Consider the following 15,222-nt stretch of genomic DNA (forward strand, 5'->3'; position numbering starts at 1 on the left):
GGCGGTGGACACTGATCTTATAAACGACCAAGAACCTGTGTGGGAGCCGAGCTTGCTCGCGATGGCGGTGGTTCAGTCACATGGATGTTGGGTTTACTGGCCCAATCGCGAGCAGGCTCGCTCCCACAGGAAAAACGCGGTCCCCATCAAGAACCAGGTCGGCTATCAGGCCGCCTCGTGGCGGACGTTGATCTCGGGCGCCCCGTTAACCACGCTGGCCGAACGCAGGTATTGCGCAGTGGGCCCACGGAGCAATGCCTTCGTTCGGGCATGCCGAGCCTAGGCGAGGCACCGAGTGGTGGGGCAGGAGCGTTTTGCTTACTTTTGACTGGGCCGGCTTCCGGGCTTCTCAAAAGTGAGCCGCTGTAAGAGCGGAACCATAAGTAGCCGTTACAAAGAAAACGGATATCCACACCAAAAAAACTATGCCTCTCGGAACGGAAGACCAGAATCTCGGGAAGGCTTAAGTGAACAGCATTACGCTCCCACAGGTTGCGTGGTTTCATCGAACGTGTTGGTTTTGCCAAAGACCTCAAGCCTTGACCCAGCGTTGACGACTCCAGCTGCTCAACGTATCGACCGCGAAAACCAGTAGCAACATCGCCAGGATCACCGTGCTGCCTTGGGCTTCCTGGAATAGGCTGAGGCTGACGTAGAGCATTTGCCCCAAGCCCCCGGCGCCGACGAAGCCGAGCACGCTGGCCATGCGGATATTGTTTTCCCAGCGGTACAGGACGTACGCCAGTAGCTGCGGCAGGAGGTTGGGCAGCGTGCCGTAACAGAACGCCAATACCGCATTGCCACCTTGCAGGCGAATGGCGTCGGCCGGTTCGGAGGGGGTATTTTCCAGCGCTTCGGCGAACAGCCGGCCGAGCACGCCGGTGGTGTGCAGGGCCAAGGCCAGGGTGCCGGCATTGGGGCCGAGCCCGGCGGCGAGGACCATCAGCGCCGCCCACACCAGTTCTGGAACCGCGCGCAAGGCGTTGAGCGCCAGCCGCGAAGCGCTCTGCAGGGGCCAGCCGAAGCGCCCGGCCGCAGGCAAGGCCAATAGCAGGCCGAAGACCGCCGCGAGCAGGGTGCCAAGGGCCGACATGGCCAGGGTTTCCAGGGCGCCGTGGCCGATCGCCTTCAGGTGGCCCAGGCTTAGGTCCGGGCTGAGAAAACGCTGCGCATAAGCGCCCATCTGGTGCAGATTGCCGCTGTCGCCGAGCTCGCCCAGGTCGATGCCCAGGTAGACGAACGAGGCGACGACCGCCGCGCCGATGCACAGGACCATGACCACGTTGAACAGGCGGTTCATACCAGCCTCCAGCGCAGCAGGCGGCTGAGTTGATCGGCGAGCAGCACCAGCACCAGGAACGTCAGCAGCAGGCTGGCCACTTCACCGCCGGCGAACATGCGCAGCGACAGGTCCATCTGCTGGCCCAGGCCCCCGGCACCGACGAAACCCATCACCACCGAGGCGCGAATGGCGCATTCCCAGCGATACACCGTGTACGACAACAGTTCCGCCGCGACATTGGGCAGGATCCCGTAGCAGAAGGCCGCGAGTCGGCTGCTGCCCGATTGCAAGAGCGCATGGGCCGGACGCTGGTCGACCGACTCGTAGATTTCCGCGTAGACCTTGCCCAACATGCCGCTGTAGGTAATGGCGATCGCCAGTACGCCGGCCGTGGGGCCGAGGCCGACGGCACGGACGAAGAGCAACGCCCAGACGATTTCCGGGACGCTGCGCAGGAAGATCAGCAGACCGCGCACCGGCCAGCGCAGCAGTTGGCCCCAATAACCCGGGTGCCCGGCACGGGAGGCCGCCGACAGCGACAGGGCGCGACTGGCCAGCAGGCTCGCGGGCACCGCCAACAGCAACGCCAGGGCCATGCCGGCCGTGGCGATCGCCAGCGTCTGCAAGGTGGCTTGCCACAGCAGCTCGACAAATTCGTCGCCATGGGCTGGAGGCCAGAAGGCCGCTACAAACCGGCCCATTTCGCTCTGGCTGTCGCTCGCCACCAGCACGCTGAGGTCCAGTTCGCTGAACTGGATGCCTGGCCACAGCAGGACGAGGGCCAGCAGAGTGAGCAGCAGGCGCGGGCGGGTAGCGGGGTCTCGGGTATCGCGTGTCAGCATCGGGGGATCTGCACGCTCAAGGAAGAGGGGGGTGTTGGCGCAGACTGTAGCTGTTCGTTGGCGTAGAGCGTGTCGAGCAACTGACGGTCCACGGCTTCGGTTGGCAGGTCGAACAGGATCTGCCCATCACGCAGGCCAATGACCCGGGAAAAGTGTGCCAAGGCCAGTTCCACCGCGTGCAGGCTGGCGACCAGGGTCACGTCGTGCTCCCGGGCATGGCGGCACAGCACCGAAAGCGTGTGCTGGGCCAATACCGGGTCCATGGCCGAAACCGGCTCGTCGGCCAGCAGCACCTCTGGCGCCTGGTACAACACCCGGGCAATGCCTACGCGTTGCAGCTGTCCGCCCGACAGCTGCTGGCATTGCGCGAACAGTTTGTCGCCCAGGTCCAGCCGGGCCAACGCCGCCCTGGCGCCTGGAATATCCAGCGGATGCAGCAGGTTCAACAGGCTTTTGCCGATGCCCCACTGACCGAGCTTTCCGGCCAGGACCGCCGTGACCACGCGTTGGCGTGGCGGCAGCGGCGGCGATTGGTGGATCAGGCCGATGCGCGCGCGCAGGCGCTGACGCTGGCGGGCAGACAGCTGCCAGGCGCGTTCACCGAGCAACTGCAGCTCGCCGCTACCCGGGCGCAGGGCGGTGGCCAGCAGGTTGAGCAGGCTCGACTTGCCCGCGCCAGACGGGCCGATGATGGCGACCTGTTCGCCGACGCCGATGTGCAGGTCGATGCCCCGCAGCGCCTGGACGCCGTTGGCATGGGTAACACTGACCTGGGTCAGTTGCAGGGTCATTTGAGCAGTTCGGCGGCGCGTGCGGCTTCCTCGATGCCCTTGTAGTTCTCAGGCTTGGTTTCGATGAAGCGACTGGCGGCCTGCAGATCGAGGATTTCCTTGTCCTTCGGGTTGGCCGGATCGAGTGCCAGGAAGGCTGCCTTTATCTTCGCCGCCAATGCTGGGTCGAGGGTTCCGCGCACCGTCCAGTTGTAGTCGAAGTAGGCTGGGGTGGTGGCGAAGACCTTGACCTTGGTCGTGTCGACCTTGCCGGCAGCAACCAGTTTTTCCCAGACGCTGGCGTTCAGCACCCCGGCGTCGACCTTGCCGGCCTGGACCCAGGCGACGGTGGCGTCATGGGCGCCCGAGTAGCCCACGCGACTGAAGTAGCTTTCCGGCTTGATGCCGTCCTTGAGCATGAAATAGCGCGGCATGAGGCTACCGGACGTCGACGACACCGAACCGAAGGCAAAGGTCTTGCCCTTGAGGTCGGCGAGGGATTTGACGGCCGGGTCGGCGGTGATGAATTTACTGGTGAACTGGGCGTCCTGTTCGCGCTGGACAAGGGGGATGGCGTTGCCGGTTTTCAGGCGTGCCTGCACGAAGGTGAAGCCGCCCAGCCAGGCCATGTCGATCCGGTCGGTGGCCAGCGCTTCGACCACGGCGGGGTAGTCGCTGACGGGGACGAACTCGACTTTCATGCCGGTTTGCTGTTCCAGGTAGGCACCCAGCGGCTTGAACTTGCGCAGCAGCTCGGTCGGGGCCTCATCGGGAATCGCACTGACTTTCAAGGTGTCGGCGGCCTGGGTCAGCAGGCTGCTAAAAGACAGGGCAACGCCGACGGCCAATGCCAGGGAACGCTTGAGCATGGAGGATCTCCGGTACATGAAGGCAAGGAATGGTGAAGCATCACGCCCACGAGGGCGGTACGCCGCTCTGTGAGGGTAGACGAAGGAGCGCGATATTAACCGTTTCTGGCCTTGAACTCACTCATTCCCCCGTGGCGAGGGAGCTTGCTCCCGCTGGCCTCTGTAGGAGCTGCCGAAGGCTGCGATCTTTGATCTTTCGCTTGATACTCAACCGGCTCTGGAAAGATCGCAGCCTCGCTTCGCTCGGCAGCTCCTACAGCGCAGCCGAGCGGGAGCAAGCTCCCTCGCCACAGGTTCTGGGTTGTCTGGGTTGACGCCATCGCGAGCAAGCTCGCTCCCACATTGGTCAGAACAGCTTGGTGAACAACCAGTAGAGGCTGCCGGAAAGGAGGATGGCAGCAGGCAGCGTCAGTACCCAGGCCATCACCAGGTTGCGGATGGTGCGCATCTGCAAGCCAGAGCCGTTGGCGACCATGGTGCCGGCCACACCGGAGGACAACACATGGGTCGTGGACACCGGCAAACCGAACAGATCGGCGGCGCCGATGGTCAGCATGGCGACGGTTTCGGCCGAGGCACCTTGGGCGTAGGTCAGGTGGGACTTGCCGATTTTCTCACCCACCGTCACCACGATGCGCTTCCAGCCGACCATGGTGCCCAGGCCGAGGGCGATGGCCACGGCGATTTTCACCCACAGCGGAATGAACCGCGTGGAATTGTCGATCTGCTGCTTGAACAATTGCAGCTGGGCGCTGGTGTCGGCGTCGAAGTTGCCGACCTTGTTCTTGTCCATCAGGCGAATGGTTTCGCTGGTCAGGTACATGTCGTTGCGCACGTTGCCCACGGCTTCGGCGGGTACCTTGGCCAGCGAGCCGTAGCCCTTGACCTCGGCGCCGATGCTGCCGGTCATGGCGGCCAGGGCCGGAACCAACTGCGGCGTCGTTTCCTTGCTGCCCACGTAGGCGGAAAGGATCGCTCGCGGATTTGCCGGGGCCGGCGCCGGCGAGTGCTTGACCAGGGCTTGCTGGGTGACTTGCGCCACGGCGGCGAATTGCAGCGCCTGGTCGGCCGGCATGGTGCGGTTCAGCGCATACGCCATCGGCAGGGTGCCGACCAGAATCAGCATGATCAGGCCCATGCCTTTCTGGCCGTCGTTGGAGCCGTGGGCGAATGACACGCCGGTGCAGGTCAGGATCAGCATGCCGCGAATCCACCAGGGCGGCGGCGTATTGCCTTCGGGGGCCTTGTACAGCGAGCGGTTCTTGACGAAGGCCCGCAGCGCCAGCAGCAGCAACGCAGCGCAACCGAAGCCCACCAGCGGCGACAACAGTAACGCATAGCCGATCTTGGTCGCCTGGGCCCAGTCCACACCGCTGGTGCCGTCACGCCCGTGCATCAGGGCATTGGCGACGCCCACGCCGATGATCGAGCCGATCAGCGTGTGGGACGACGACGCCGGCAAGCCCAGCCACCAGGTGCCCAGGTTCCACAGGATCGCGGCGATCAGCAGGGCGAAGATCATGGCGAAGCCGGCGGAGGAGCCGACTTGCAGGATCAGTTCCACCGGCAGCAGGGCGATGATGCCGAAGGCCACGGCGCCGCTGGAGAGCAGCACCCCGAGGAAGTTGAAGAAGCCCGACCAGGCCACGGCGAAGTTCGGCGCCATGGAGTTGGTATAAATGACCGTGGCGACGGCGTTGGCGGTGTCGTGGAAACCGTTGACGAATTCGAAGCCAAGGGCAATCAGCAGCGCCACGCCCAACAGCAGGAACGGCGTCCAGGTGGTCACCACGGTGCCGAGTTCGCTCATGTCGTGCATCAGGCTGTAGGCGGTAAACAGCAGGCCGCTGCCCAGTACGGCGAAAAACACCACCAGGGTGATCACGCTCGGTTTGCGGTTGAGCTGCGGTCTTGAACTGGGGGCGATGGCACTCGATGAGTCCATGACCAGGGTCTGGTTTGTCATGATGAAATCCGATTCGGTGAGCGGTGGAAGTGAGCGGCTGAGCTTCCATTGCTTGAGCAGGTCATGGATGCCACGCTAGTTGCATTTTGTTACATGGCCGTGAACGTCATCTGTGCTTCACGCGCTTTCCCCTGGCTAAACCGTTTATCTGTGGAGGATGCCCGCACGATCAGGTTTTATCGATTACGCTCGAAGGCGCGGGACTCGCCCGAAATTTCGCTGGCACGCGTCTGTTTTTCATGGCCGAGCGCCAGGGGTGTCATCCAGGTGTCATCGAAGCCGTGGCAGGATCCTCGCAAACCATCGTGGGAAGTCCGGCAGCGCTTGTGCCTGCTGGCTGATGAATCAAGGAACACCGCTATGAAAGGCGACGCCCCCCTGTTTGCGGCCATTGACCTGGGCTCTAACGCCTTCCGCCTGATGATTGGCCAGTCGGTCAAGCGCAATCGACAGTTGGTGATCCAGGAAGTGAAGACCCTGCGTGAGCCGGTCCGATTGGCCGAGGGCCTGCAGGCCGGGGCTTTGGACGAGCTGGCGCTGGATCGGGGTTGGCAGGCTCTCGCTCGATTCGGCAAGAAACTGCGTGGCTTTGAAGCCGGACGGGTGCGGGCGGTGGCGACCAGTGCCGTGCGCGAAGCGGCGAATGCCCAGCTGTTCCTGGCCAGTGCCGAGCGGCACCTGGGGTTTCGGATCGACGTGCTGTCCGGGCATGAAGAAGCCCGGCTGGTGTACGCCGGTGTTGCCCATACGGTGCCCGGTGTCGAGCACACGCGGCTGGTGGTGGACATCGGCGGTGGCTCGACCGAATTGATTCTGGGGCAGGGCGCTCAACCGTTGCTGACGGAAAGCATCGCCATCGGCAGTGGCACCTTTGGTGCGCGTTACTTTCGGGGCGGATGCATCACCGCCCAGGCGCTGTTGGAGGCGGAGCGAGTGGCTGTCCTGCAGTTTGAAAGAGTCGCAGCGGGTTATCGCGCCCAGGGCTGGCAGCAGGCAATCGGTTCTTCCGGTACGGCGCGGATGTTGGCCAAAGTGCTCAAGGCCAATGGTTTCAACGATGTTGGGCAAGGCGGCATTACCTACGGTGGATTGTTGCGTCTGTCGCTGCGGTTGCTGGAAGTCGGCCATGTCGAGCAGCTCAGGTTGGCCGGCTTGCAAAGCCATCGCCTGGGCATCCTGCCCGGTGGTCTGGCGATCATGCTGGCGGCATTCAAGGTCTTCGGTATCTCGCAGATGATTGCTTCCGAGCCGGGCCTGAGGTTCGGCGTTCTGCATGGCCTGATGCATCAGCACTGATCACGGACGGTTGTTGCCCATTGCCGTCTATCAGCGATGGCTCGATTTCGAGCATCGACGCCTCTTCGGTGACCCCTTCTTTACCCGATCATCCAGCATTTCATCGCCTGGGCAGTCGGTATGTCCGGTTATCGCAAAGCGTGGGCCTGGATCAGGGTGATTGCGTGAACGGGGCTTTTCGCTCTTTCGATCTGCAGTCAGTGAAGGCACAATGCGCATCCTTTTTTGGCTCGCCTTGCCCGGAGGCCTCGAAAATGATCAAAACCCCGTACTACCTTATCGACAAACAAAAGCTGCTGGCGAACATGCAGAAGATCGCCTACGTGCGTGAGCAGTCCGGGGCCAAGGCCTTGTTGGCGCTCAAGTGCTTCGCCACCTGGTCGGTGTTCGACCTGATGCAGCAGTACATGGACGGCACCACGTCGTCGTCGCTCTATGAGCTCAAGCTCGGCCGGCAGAAGTTCGCTGGCGAGACCCACGCCTACAGCGTGGCCTGGGCTGACGATGAAATCGAAGAGATGCTCGCCAACTGCGACAAGATCATCTTCAACTCCATTGGCCAGTTGCAGCGCTACACCGAGGCGGCGGCCGGCAAGGTCCGTGGCCTGCGGGTCAATCCGCAAGTGAGCAGCTCCGATTACCTGCTGGCCGACCCGGCGCGCCCCTTCAGCCGCCTGGGCGAATGGGATCCGGTGAAAATCGAGCAAGTCATCGAGCATATCTCCGGTTTCATGTTCCACAACAACTGCGAGAACGGCGATTTCGGTTTGTTCGACCAGATGCTGGGCACTATCGAAGAGCGCTTTGGTCACTTGCTGCATAAGGTCGAGTGGGTCAGCCTCGGTGGCGGCATTCACTTCACCGGCGAGGGCTACGCCCTGGACGCCTTCTGCGCACGGCTCAAGGCCTTCTCGCAAAAATATGGCGTGCAGGTCTACCTGGAGCCGGGCGAGGCCGCGATCACCCAGAGTGCATCGCTGGAAGTCACCGTGCTCGACACGCTCTACAACGGCAAGCACTTGGCCGTGGTGGACAGTTCCATCGAGGCACACATGCTCGATCTGCTGATCTATCGCCTGGACGCCAAGCTGGCACCGAGCGAGGGCGAACACACCTACATGGTGTGCGGCAAATCCTGCCTGGCCGGAGACATTTTCGGCGAGTACCAATTCGATCGTCCGCTGTCCATCGGCGATCGGCTGTCGTTCATCGACGCAGCGGGCTACACCATGGTCAAGAAAAACTGGTTCAACGGCCTGAAAATGCCGTCCATCGTAGTGAAGCAACTCGACGGCAGCGTCGAGGTGGTTCGCGAGTTTGTTTACGACGACTATCTGTCCAGCCTGTCTTGAGCTGGCGGAAGGAGAAATGAAGAAATTGAAGAAGAACGTACTTATCATTGGTGCAGGAGGTGTCGCCAAGGTGGTGGCCCACAAGTGCGCGCAGCACAACGACGAACTCGGTCGTATTGCTATCGCGTCGCGCAACATCTCCAAATGCCAGGCCATCATCGACAGCGTCAAGGCCAAGGGTAGCCTCAAGCAACCCGCCGACATCAAGGCCTTTGCACTGAACGCTCTGGATGTCGAAGCGACCAAGTCGCTGATTCGCGAAACCGAGTCGCAGATCGTCATCAACGTCGGCTCTGCCTTTCTCAACATGTCGGTGCTGCGTGCCTGCATCGATACCGGCGTGGCCTACCTGGACACCGCCATCCACGAAGAACCGGGCAAGGTCTGCGAGACGCCGCCCTGGTACGGCAACTACGAGTGGAACCACCTCCAGGAGTGCCAGGAAAAGAACATCACCGCCATTCTCGGCGTGGGCTTCGACCCGGGTGTGGTCAATGCCTATGCGGCACTGGCGCAGCAACAGCATTTCGACCGCATTGATTCGATCGATATTCTCGACGTCAATGCCGGCTCCCATGGCAAATATTTCGCCACCAATTTCGACCCGGAAATCAATTTCCGTGAGTTCACCGGACAGGTGTGGAGCTGGCAGGACAGCCAGTGGACCAGCAACACCATGTTCGAGGTCAAGCGCACCGACGACTTGCCGGTCGTAGGCTCGCAGAACCTGTACCTGACCGGCCACGACGAAGTGCACTCGCTGTCGAAGAACCTCGACGTGCCCAACGTGCGTTTCTGGATGAGCTTCGGCGAGCACTACATCAACGTGTTCACCGTACTGAAGAACCTCGGCCTGCTCTCCGAGCAACCGGTCAAGACCGCCGAAGGCCTGGAAGTCGTGCCGCTGAAAGTGGTCAAGGCCGTGCTGCCTGATCCGAGTTCGCTGGCGCCGGGCTACACCGGCAAGACCTGCATCGGTGACCTGGTCAAGGGCGTCAAGGATGGCCAGCCGCGCGAGATGTTCATCTACAACGTGGCCGACCACGAGGACGCCTACGCCGAAACCGACAGCCAGGGTATTTCCTATACCGCAGGCGTGCCACCCGTGGCCGCAGCCTTGCTGGTAGCCCGTGGCGAGTGGGACGTGCAGCGCATGGTCAACGTCGAGGAGCTGCCCGCCGAGGCGTTCCTCGAGGCATTGGATGTGATGGGCTTGCCGACGCGCATCAAGGACGAGCATGGAGACCGTCCCTGGAACCAGAACGCCTGAAGGACGCCAGGCAGGTTCCGTTCCGACTCCCCGATAGGAACTGCAGAATCCCTCTGAATTCTGCAGGCGATTGAACCAGAAGACTCACCGTCGCGTGAATACCTGGCAATCCGTGGAAGTCTTGAAGAAATGCTCCGTATCGAAAGGTACGGAGCATTTTTCGTTTATGACATCTTCAAATGAATAACCTTGTGGCGAGGGGATTTATCCCCGCTGGGCTGCGCAGCAGCCCTGAACCCTGACACTGTGATGTTTCAGGCAGACCGCATTCAGCCTTTTGGGGCTGCTGCGCAGCCCAGCGGGGATAAATCCCCTCGCCACAAAAGCCCCTCGGCTGTTCCGTCGATCTATCCCAACGGAAGCACCGGCGCCGCTTCTGTGGCGAGGGAGCTTGCTCCCGCTGGGCTGCGCAGCAGCCCCCCCTTTGTGATCGAAGATTCCAGCGGGAGAATCGTCGGGCGAGCGAACCTGAAAAGCATCCACTCACCACACGGTTGCGCCGAAGTGGGCTATCGCATTGATCAACGCGTTTGCGGGCAAGGGCTGGCAACGCAGGCCCTGAAACACCTGATCGAGGCGGCACGGATACGTTGGGAGCTTACGCAACTGGTGGCTTATGTTTATGAGAGCAACGTCGGCTCAAGGAAGGTCCTTGAACGGTGCGGGTTTGTGCCTGAAGCGCTGTTGGGTAGCGAGGAAATCGAGGGTGGAGGCCGCTTTGCGCTTTCGATCTAGAAATTTGATTCACGCAGGACAGTGTTAGGTCAGCATGATGATAAATCGGCGCCTGTCAAAGGCCAGGCGCCGATCCATCCAGCGCTTACATCCAGTACCGCAAACCGACCATCAAGGACTGGGCATTGTATTCGGTTTCCACATCGGCCGGGGGCAGGCCCTGGATCTTGCCGAAGTTCGCTTCGCCGGTCTTGAAGTAGCGATAATCCAGGGACATGGACCAATGCTCGTTCAGCTCGTAAGCGACGCCGGCGCCGAGTTGCCAGGCCGTGACGGTGTCGCGATGGGTGCCGCCGAACTCGACGCCGCCCGCTTCCAGGCCTGTGATGGTCATCACGGCGTAGCCCAGGCCACCGCCGACATAAGGTGTGAAGCGGCTCAAGGGGGCCGGCAGGTTCGAGATGTCATACCAGAGGTTGGCCATGAGGCTGGTGGCTTCCTGTTCGCCTTTGCCCTCAATGCTGGTGCCGCCCTCGTAGATCCGGTTATTGAACTGGTCCATGGTGTTGCGGCGGTAGCTCAGCTCGACCTCGGGCCGCAGCCCGACCGGGAACCGCCAGCCCAGTGCCAGCCCGGTGGCGTAGCCCGAGTGCAGCGGTTGATTGTATTCCATCTCGACGAATTCGTTGTTGTTCTGGGTCAGGTCCTGATTAGAGACCCAGTTCACGCCACCCATGGCACTGACATAGGGGCCGAGGTTGTCGGCGAAGCTCGATGCTGGGGCAATAGCCCCCAGGCCAACGATTGCCATGAGCAGATACTGGGTGTTTTTCTGTACGTTCATGCTAGATCCGAAATGTGCTGTTATCGATAAGTAAGCAAAGCGAGTCCGGGAACGCGCGTTCTGCACGCGTGCTTCCGGGAGGCATTCACACGAGGTGCAAAGGCGTCGCGGTTTTCTCGTGTCCTGGGGCGCCGATGGCCCGTTGTTCAGCCAGCGTGCACAGGTTGTCCAGTGCCGTGGTCATCGCTGCGGTCAACGCTTTGCGCAGCAGTCCGCGATACAGAAAACTCAACGGCCCGGAAATCTTCGCGCTATGGATGACATGGGTTTCATCGGGAGAAATCCTGCGCATCTGGTGATCGAATTCGAGGTCGATCCACAGCAGCCGTGCGCTGTTGCGATAGCTTTCGTGCAGGCTCACGGCTTCCAGTTTCAGTGGCATGTTCAAGCCATTCTTGAGCACACATTTGCCGCGCGTCCCCACCTGGAACGGGCCGTCGAGTTGACACTGGCGAACGTCGGTATCCCATAACGGCGCTTCTGCAAAATTGCTCCAGATCTTCCAGATTTCAGAAGGAGGCGATTTGACTATGACTTGCACTTTGACATCGTTCACGGCGACACCTTGGTTGTGGGGGACACGGTCATGCTGGAGGGCAGATCCATTCAATGCTCAGGCCGCCGGTGCGGATTGACTCAGCACCTGAGCGGTAATGCTCGCTTGACCGATTTTTTCGCCCCGGTTGAACAGGTCGATATAGATGCGGTTGGTCTTGAATGCCTGGAGCGCCGCATCAAAGCCGGCTTGCGGCGCCAATGACAGCGGGCTGTTCCTGGGGATGGGGCGATCCAGGGTGAAGCTCAAGGCCAGCAGATTCATCGGGGTATTGAGTGGAATCCGCAGATGGCTGTGGGCGATCTGCATGTAGCACTGGCGAGCGACTTCGAGGAAATACACCATCGAATAGTGCTCGGGATCACCGGCGTGGAAGAAGTGTTCCGGCGGCAGTTTCAACGTGTCCACGCTCAGGCCCTGGGCGACGCTGCTCATCTCACTGACGATGACGTTCTCCTCCCTGGCCTTGTGCAACAGGGCCTTGTTACGGCAGGGCGTGGCGGTGAATTCGCTGGCTGGCAATGTCTCGAACGCCGAGCTGTAGCCCATCCCCAAGACGCAGGTGCACATCACTTTTCCATCTTGCATGACCTTGGCATTGAACACCTGGGGATCCTGGCCTTGCTCGACATGCAGATCGATCACGCCCTGCTTCTGCACGTATTGCTGGAACTTGATCGTCAGGCTCTTGATGTAGGCGACCCGTCCGCTCAGAGGCGGCATGGCCAGTTCGATCAGTTGCAGCACACCCTCAAGCAGCAAAATGCCCGGGACGTGATCCAGGGGATGATCGAAGAAGTACGGGTGCGCCTCATCCACCACGAGCTGGGCGTGCAGTGACTGTGGGCTGCGCTGGGCGTTGGCGATCACGATATGTTTCGCGCTGCGCTGCCAGTGCGTCGGACGCTGGGTTGTATCGCCACGGTGCAGGGCGAACAGGCCTTCCATGGCGCGAACCCGCACCCGCAGCCCGGAGAGCAGGGTACTGGTGAGCAAGTCGCTGAGTTGCTGCACGTCGACGCCATCGTTCTGCGGTTCGCGGACCAGGCTGACAGGTCGGGCAGGCGTGATGACCTGCTGCAGTTCGTGGGATGACGAATGGGCAAAGCGCAACATGAAGGGATGCTTGATGGGCGAGCTGGCCTCGGCCGCCGTCGGGCTCCATTGGCGAAGCTTTTCGGTAAACAGCCACATCACCGTCTTGCCGGCGTCGCGTACCTCGATCACGGAATGGGTCGCGCCCTTCAACATCACCGCCAACAGGGTCTCGATGCCACTGGCTTCAGCCAGGAAACCGGTCATCTCCGGCAGTGATCCACTGGCAGGTGTCGCAGCAGGCTGCAACTCACAGACGTCAACGTTCGGATAGTCGCTCGACGCTTTGCCCAGCCGTTGGCAGGCCTCTTCCAACGAGTCGGCAGCGTGGGCGAGGACCGCCGCGCGGATCACCAGCAAGGGTTTGTCTGCGGCATCCGGTTGATAGCGACGCAGCGCGATCAGCCCCAGTCCTTCACCTTGCGTGATCGTGCTGCTCCGGGCGCGCTCGACCTCGATTTCACCGCTGACAAAACGCCCTGCGCCGAGCAGCAGCGTGGTGATGCCGTCGTTGAACCATTGCGGCGAGGCCAGCAAGGTTTGCCAGAACAGTCCCGCCGTGCCGACCAGGGTCTGATGGAAACCCTTGAAGTCAAAAATCTGCGCCGGGTAGCCGGACAACATGTTCGGCAGCATGGTTGCCACGTCCGTCACCTCGACGCCCGGTGCCGTACCTTGCGCCCGGGAGTAGAAGGTGTGGGCGCTGCTGTAGGCATTGCTGAAGCGCTCGCCGCCCATGTTGCAGCACATGACCATCGCTGTGCCGGGCGAACCGGCCACGCCTGGCAAACGTCGCAGCAAATGATTGACGCGATCGGTGATCAACAGCTTGAACGGGTCGACATGAGCCAATGGCTTGGGACCCATGCCAAAGCCATCGATATCGATGACGTGGTCTTGCGCGAGGAATTTGCCCAGCAACGGTTGACCGGGCGCCGGGGTGTAATCAACGAAGCGCCCATAGGGGAACATGACCGAGGGCGCGGCGGGTTGATCGAGTTGCTGCTGGAATGACTGCAAGGAACGGTGGCTGCCCAGCGCTGCTTCGGCCTCGACAATGGCAAGGTCGAGCATTACCACGCCACTGGCGCTCGCCGGGGGCGTGGCAGGGCGGTCGGCGGGAATGTATTCGTCCACCACCAGGTGCGCGTTGGCGCCGCCGAAACCAAAGCTGGAGATGCCAATGCGGATTGCAGACTGACGCTCCTCCAGCGGGTGTAACTGTTGGGTGGCGAGTCGCAGGCAGGTCTCGTCGACCTTCGTGCTGGGGCGGTAACCGGGCTGCGGTGGAATGCCTTTATGGCGCAGTATCATCAACGCCTTGGCGAGCGAAGCACCGCCGGCAGCGGCCAGGGGATGACCGATGACCGACTTGATCGAACCGATGGTGATTTTCTTGCCGTCCGGACGATGGGGGGCAAAGAAGCTGTTCAGCGAGGCCAGCTCCGTTGCGTCCCCCAGCGGTGTACCGGTGCCGTGGGTCTCGATGTAGTCCACGTCCCGTGGATCAAGGCCGCGATAGGCACGTTGGTAGGCTGAGTACTGGGCCTGTTTGCCCGGCGCAAACACCGAGCCTTCGGCGCCGTCGGCGGACATGCCCAAGGCGCGCAGCACGCCCAGGGGACGGCGCTGCGCCGTCAGGGCCTGGGCCACCGGTTCGACCAGAAAGGCCACCGCACATTCGCCTGGCACAATGCCGTCGGCGTCCTGGCCGAACGCTTCCATCCGCGCGCGGGCGGAAAAGGCCGTCAATTGCGAGAAACCCAGGAACAGCGCCGGTGGCAGCACGGTGTTGAGGGCCATGACAATCGCGTTGTCCGCCTGGCCACTGTTGACCAGCGCCTGGGCCATATCCAGGGCATAGGGGAACGAGCTGCACGCGGTGTCTACCGATAACGCCGGCCCGCCCAAGGCAAAGGCCGCCGCCAGTTCCGCGACTTGTTCGCCCGGTGTAAAGCCCGCCGGTGCGTCGGTTTTTCCGGACATGCCGGTGACGAAATAGCTCTCGTCACTCCAGGAGGTCGCGACCACCAGCGCGGTGCGCTCCCTGTTCAGCGCCGAGCCTTGTCCAGCGAGTTGGGTGAGCAGCGCCTGGAGCACTTTCTTGCCGATGGCGACCTGTCGCCCTTCGTGCCGTGATGGGGTCGAGGCGTCGTCGGTCAGGCAAAAAGCGCTGTCCAGGTAGATGCGATCCTTTTCCCCGGTCGTGCTTGAATAGATCGACGCCTTGTCCAGTTCCCAGCGTGCCGGCATGGATTCGATCGGTGCGATCTGCCCTTGCGAGAGCAACTGCCAAAGCGCATCCGTGGACGACGCTCCCGGAAACTCGCCCGCCATCGCGCTGAAGCAAAAATCGCCCGTTGTTGTGACTGCGCCACTCATACCCTGTCTCCCTGATCGCCAAA

The 15,222-nt window shown here is 61.8% G+C and carries 12 protein-coding genes; 4 read left to right on the plus strand and 8 right to left on the minus strand.

What is annotated here, in order from left to right; translation table 11 throughout:
• Nucleotides 1-532 precede the first annotated feature (532 nt).
• The 5 genes from phnE (CFII68_RS19655) to CFII68_RS19635 form a co-directional block, all read right to left on the minus strand.
• A complete protein-coding gene (gene phnE, locus CFII68_RS19655; RefSeq protein WP_018603814.1) occupies nucleotides 533-1,300 on the minus strand; it encodes a phosphonate ABC transporter, permease protein PhnE in 768 nt (255 codons plus the stop codon).
• Nucleotides 1,297-2,124, minus strand: coding sequence for a phosphonate ABC transporter, permease protein PhnE (gene phnE, locus CFII68_RS19650; protein ID WP_018603816.1), 828 nt, complete (start codon nucleotides 2,122-2,124; stop codon nucleotides 1,297-1,299). Before phnE (CFII68_RS19650) ends, phnE (CFII68_RS19655) begins: the two co-directional genes overlap by 4 nt.
• Nucleotides 2,118-2,915, minus strand: a complete 798-nt coding sequence (locus CFII68_RS19645) for a phosphonate ABC transporter ATP-binding protein (protein WP_018603818.1) — start codon at nucleotides 2,913-2,915, stop codon at nucleotides 2,118-2,120. Before CFII68_RS19645 ends, phnE (CFII68_RS19650) begins: the two co-directional genes overlap by 7 nt.
• Nucleotides 2,912-3,763: a putative selenate ABC transporter substrate-binding protein gene (locus CFII68_RS19640; protein ID WP_014339226.1), complete on the minus strand. Its 852-nt coding sequence runs from the start codon at nucleotides 3,761-3,763 to the stop codon at nucleotides 2,912-2,914. The genes CFII68_RS19645 and CFII68_RS19640 overlap by 4 nt, the downstream gene beginning before the upstream one ends.
• A 346-nt stretch (nucleotides 3,764-4,109) precedes the next feature.
• Nucleotides 4,110-5,729: an inorganic phosphate transporter gene (locus tag CFII68_RS19635; protein ID WP_018603821.1), complete on the minus strand. Its 1,620-nt coding sequence runs from the start codon at nucleotides 5,727-5,729 to the stop codon at nucleotides 4,110-4,112.
• 360 nt (nucleotides 5,730-6,089) lie between these two features.
• Here CFII68_RS19635 and CFII68_RS19630 point away from each other — a divergent pair, with 360 nt between their 5' ends.
• The 4 genes from CFII68_RS19630 to CFII68_RS27845 all read left to right on the plus strand — a co-directional run bounded on the left by CFII68_RS19630 (nucleotide 6,090) and on the right by CFII68_RS27845 (nucleotide 10,382).
• Nucleotides 6,090-7,025 carry a Ppx/GppA phosphatase gene (locus CFII68_RS19630; protein WP_018603822.1) on the plus strand — a complete coding sequence of 312 codons (936 nt, stop codon included), beginning with the start codon at nucleotides 6,090-6,092 and terminating at the stop codon, nucleotides 7,023-7,025.
• Nucleotides 7,026-7,279: 254 nt separating this feature from the next.
• Nucleotides 7,280-8,377: a carboxynorspermidine decarboxylase gene (locus tag CFII68_RS19625; protein ID WP_018603824.1), complete on the plus strand. Its 1,098-nt coding sequence runs from the start codon at nucleotides 7,280-7,282 to the stop codon at nucleotides 8,375-8,377.
• A gap of 25 nt (nucleotides 8,378-8,402) precedes the next feature.
• Nucleotides 8,403-9,647 carry a saccharopine dehydrogenase family protein gene (locus CFII68_RS19620; RefSeq protein WP_018603827.1) on the plus strand — a complete coding sequence of 415 codons (1,245 nt, stop codon included), beginning with the start codon at nucleotides 8,403-8,405 and terminating at the stop codon, nucleotides 9,645-9,647.
• A gap of 249 nt (nucleotides 9,648-9,896) precedes the next feature.
• Complete coding sequence (locus CFII68_RS27845) at nucleotides 9,897-10,382, plus strand: GNAT family N-acetyltransferase (RefSeq protein ID WP_018603829.1); 486 nt, start codon at nucleotides 9,897-9,899, stop codon at nucleotides 10,380-10,382.
• Between the two features lie 85 nt (nucleotides 10,383-10,467).
• Here the strand turns inward: CFII68_RS27845 and CFII68_RS19615 are convergent, their stop codons facing one another.
• The 3 genes from CFII68_RS19615 to CFII68_RS19605 all read right to left on the minus strand — a co-directional run bounded on the left by CFII68_RS19615 (nucleotide 10,468) and on the right by CFII68_RS19605 (nucleotide 15,199).
• Complete coding sequence (locus tag CFII68_RS19615) at nucleotides 10,468-11,166, minus strand: outer membrane protein (protein ID WP_018603830.1); 699 nt, start codon at nucleotides 11,164-11,166, stop codon at nucleotides 10,468-10,470.
• A gap of 85 nt (nucleotides 11,167-11,251) precedes the next feature.
• The gene (locus tag CFII68_RS19610) at nucleotides 11,252-11,722 is read right to left on the minus strand and encodes an SRPBCC family protein (RefSeq protein WP_018603832.1); all 471 of its coding nucleotides are present in this window, start codon (nucleotides 11,720-11,722) and stop codon (nucleotides 11,252-11,254) included.
• 57 nt (nucleotides 11,723-11,779) lie between these two features.
• On the minus strand, nucleotides 11,780-15,199 hold the full coding sequence (locus tag CFII68_RS19605) for a beta-ketoacyl synthase N-terminal-like domain-containing protein (RefSeq protein WP_018603835.1): 3,420 nt from the start codon (nucleotides 15,197-15,199) through the stop codon (nucleotides 11,780-11,782).
• Between the last annotated feature and the right edge of the window lie 23 nt (nucleotides 15,200-15,222).

Origin of the sequence: Pseudomonas sp. CFII68, assembly GCF_000416195.1 — a bacterium.
GTDB lineage: Bacteria > Pseudomonadota > Gammaproteobacteria > Pseudomonadales > Pseudomonadaceae > Aquipseudomonas > Aquipseudomonas kilonensis.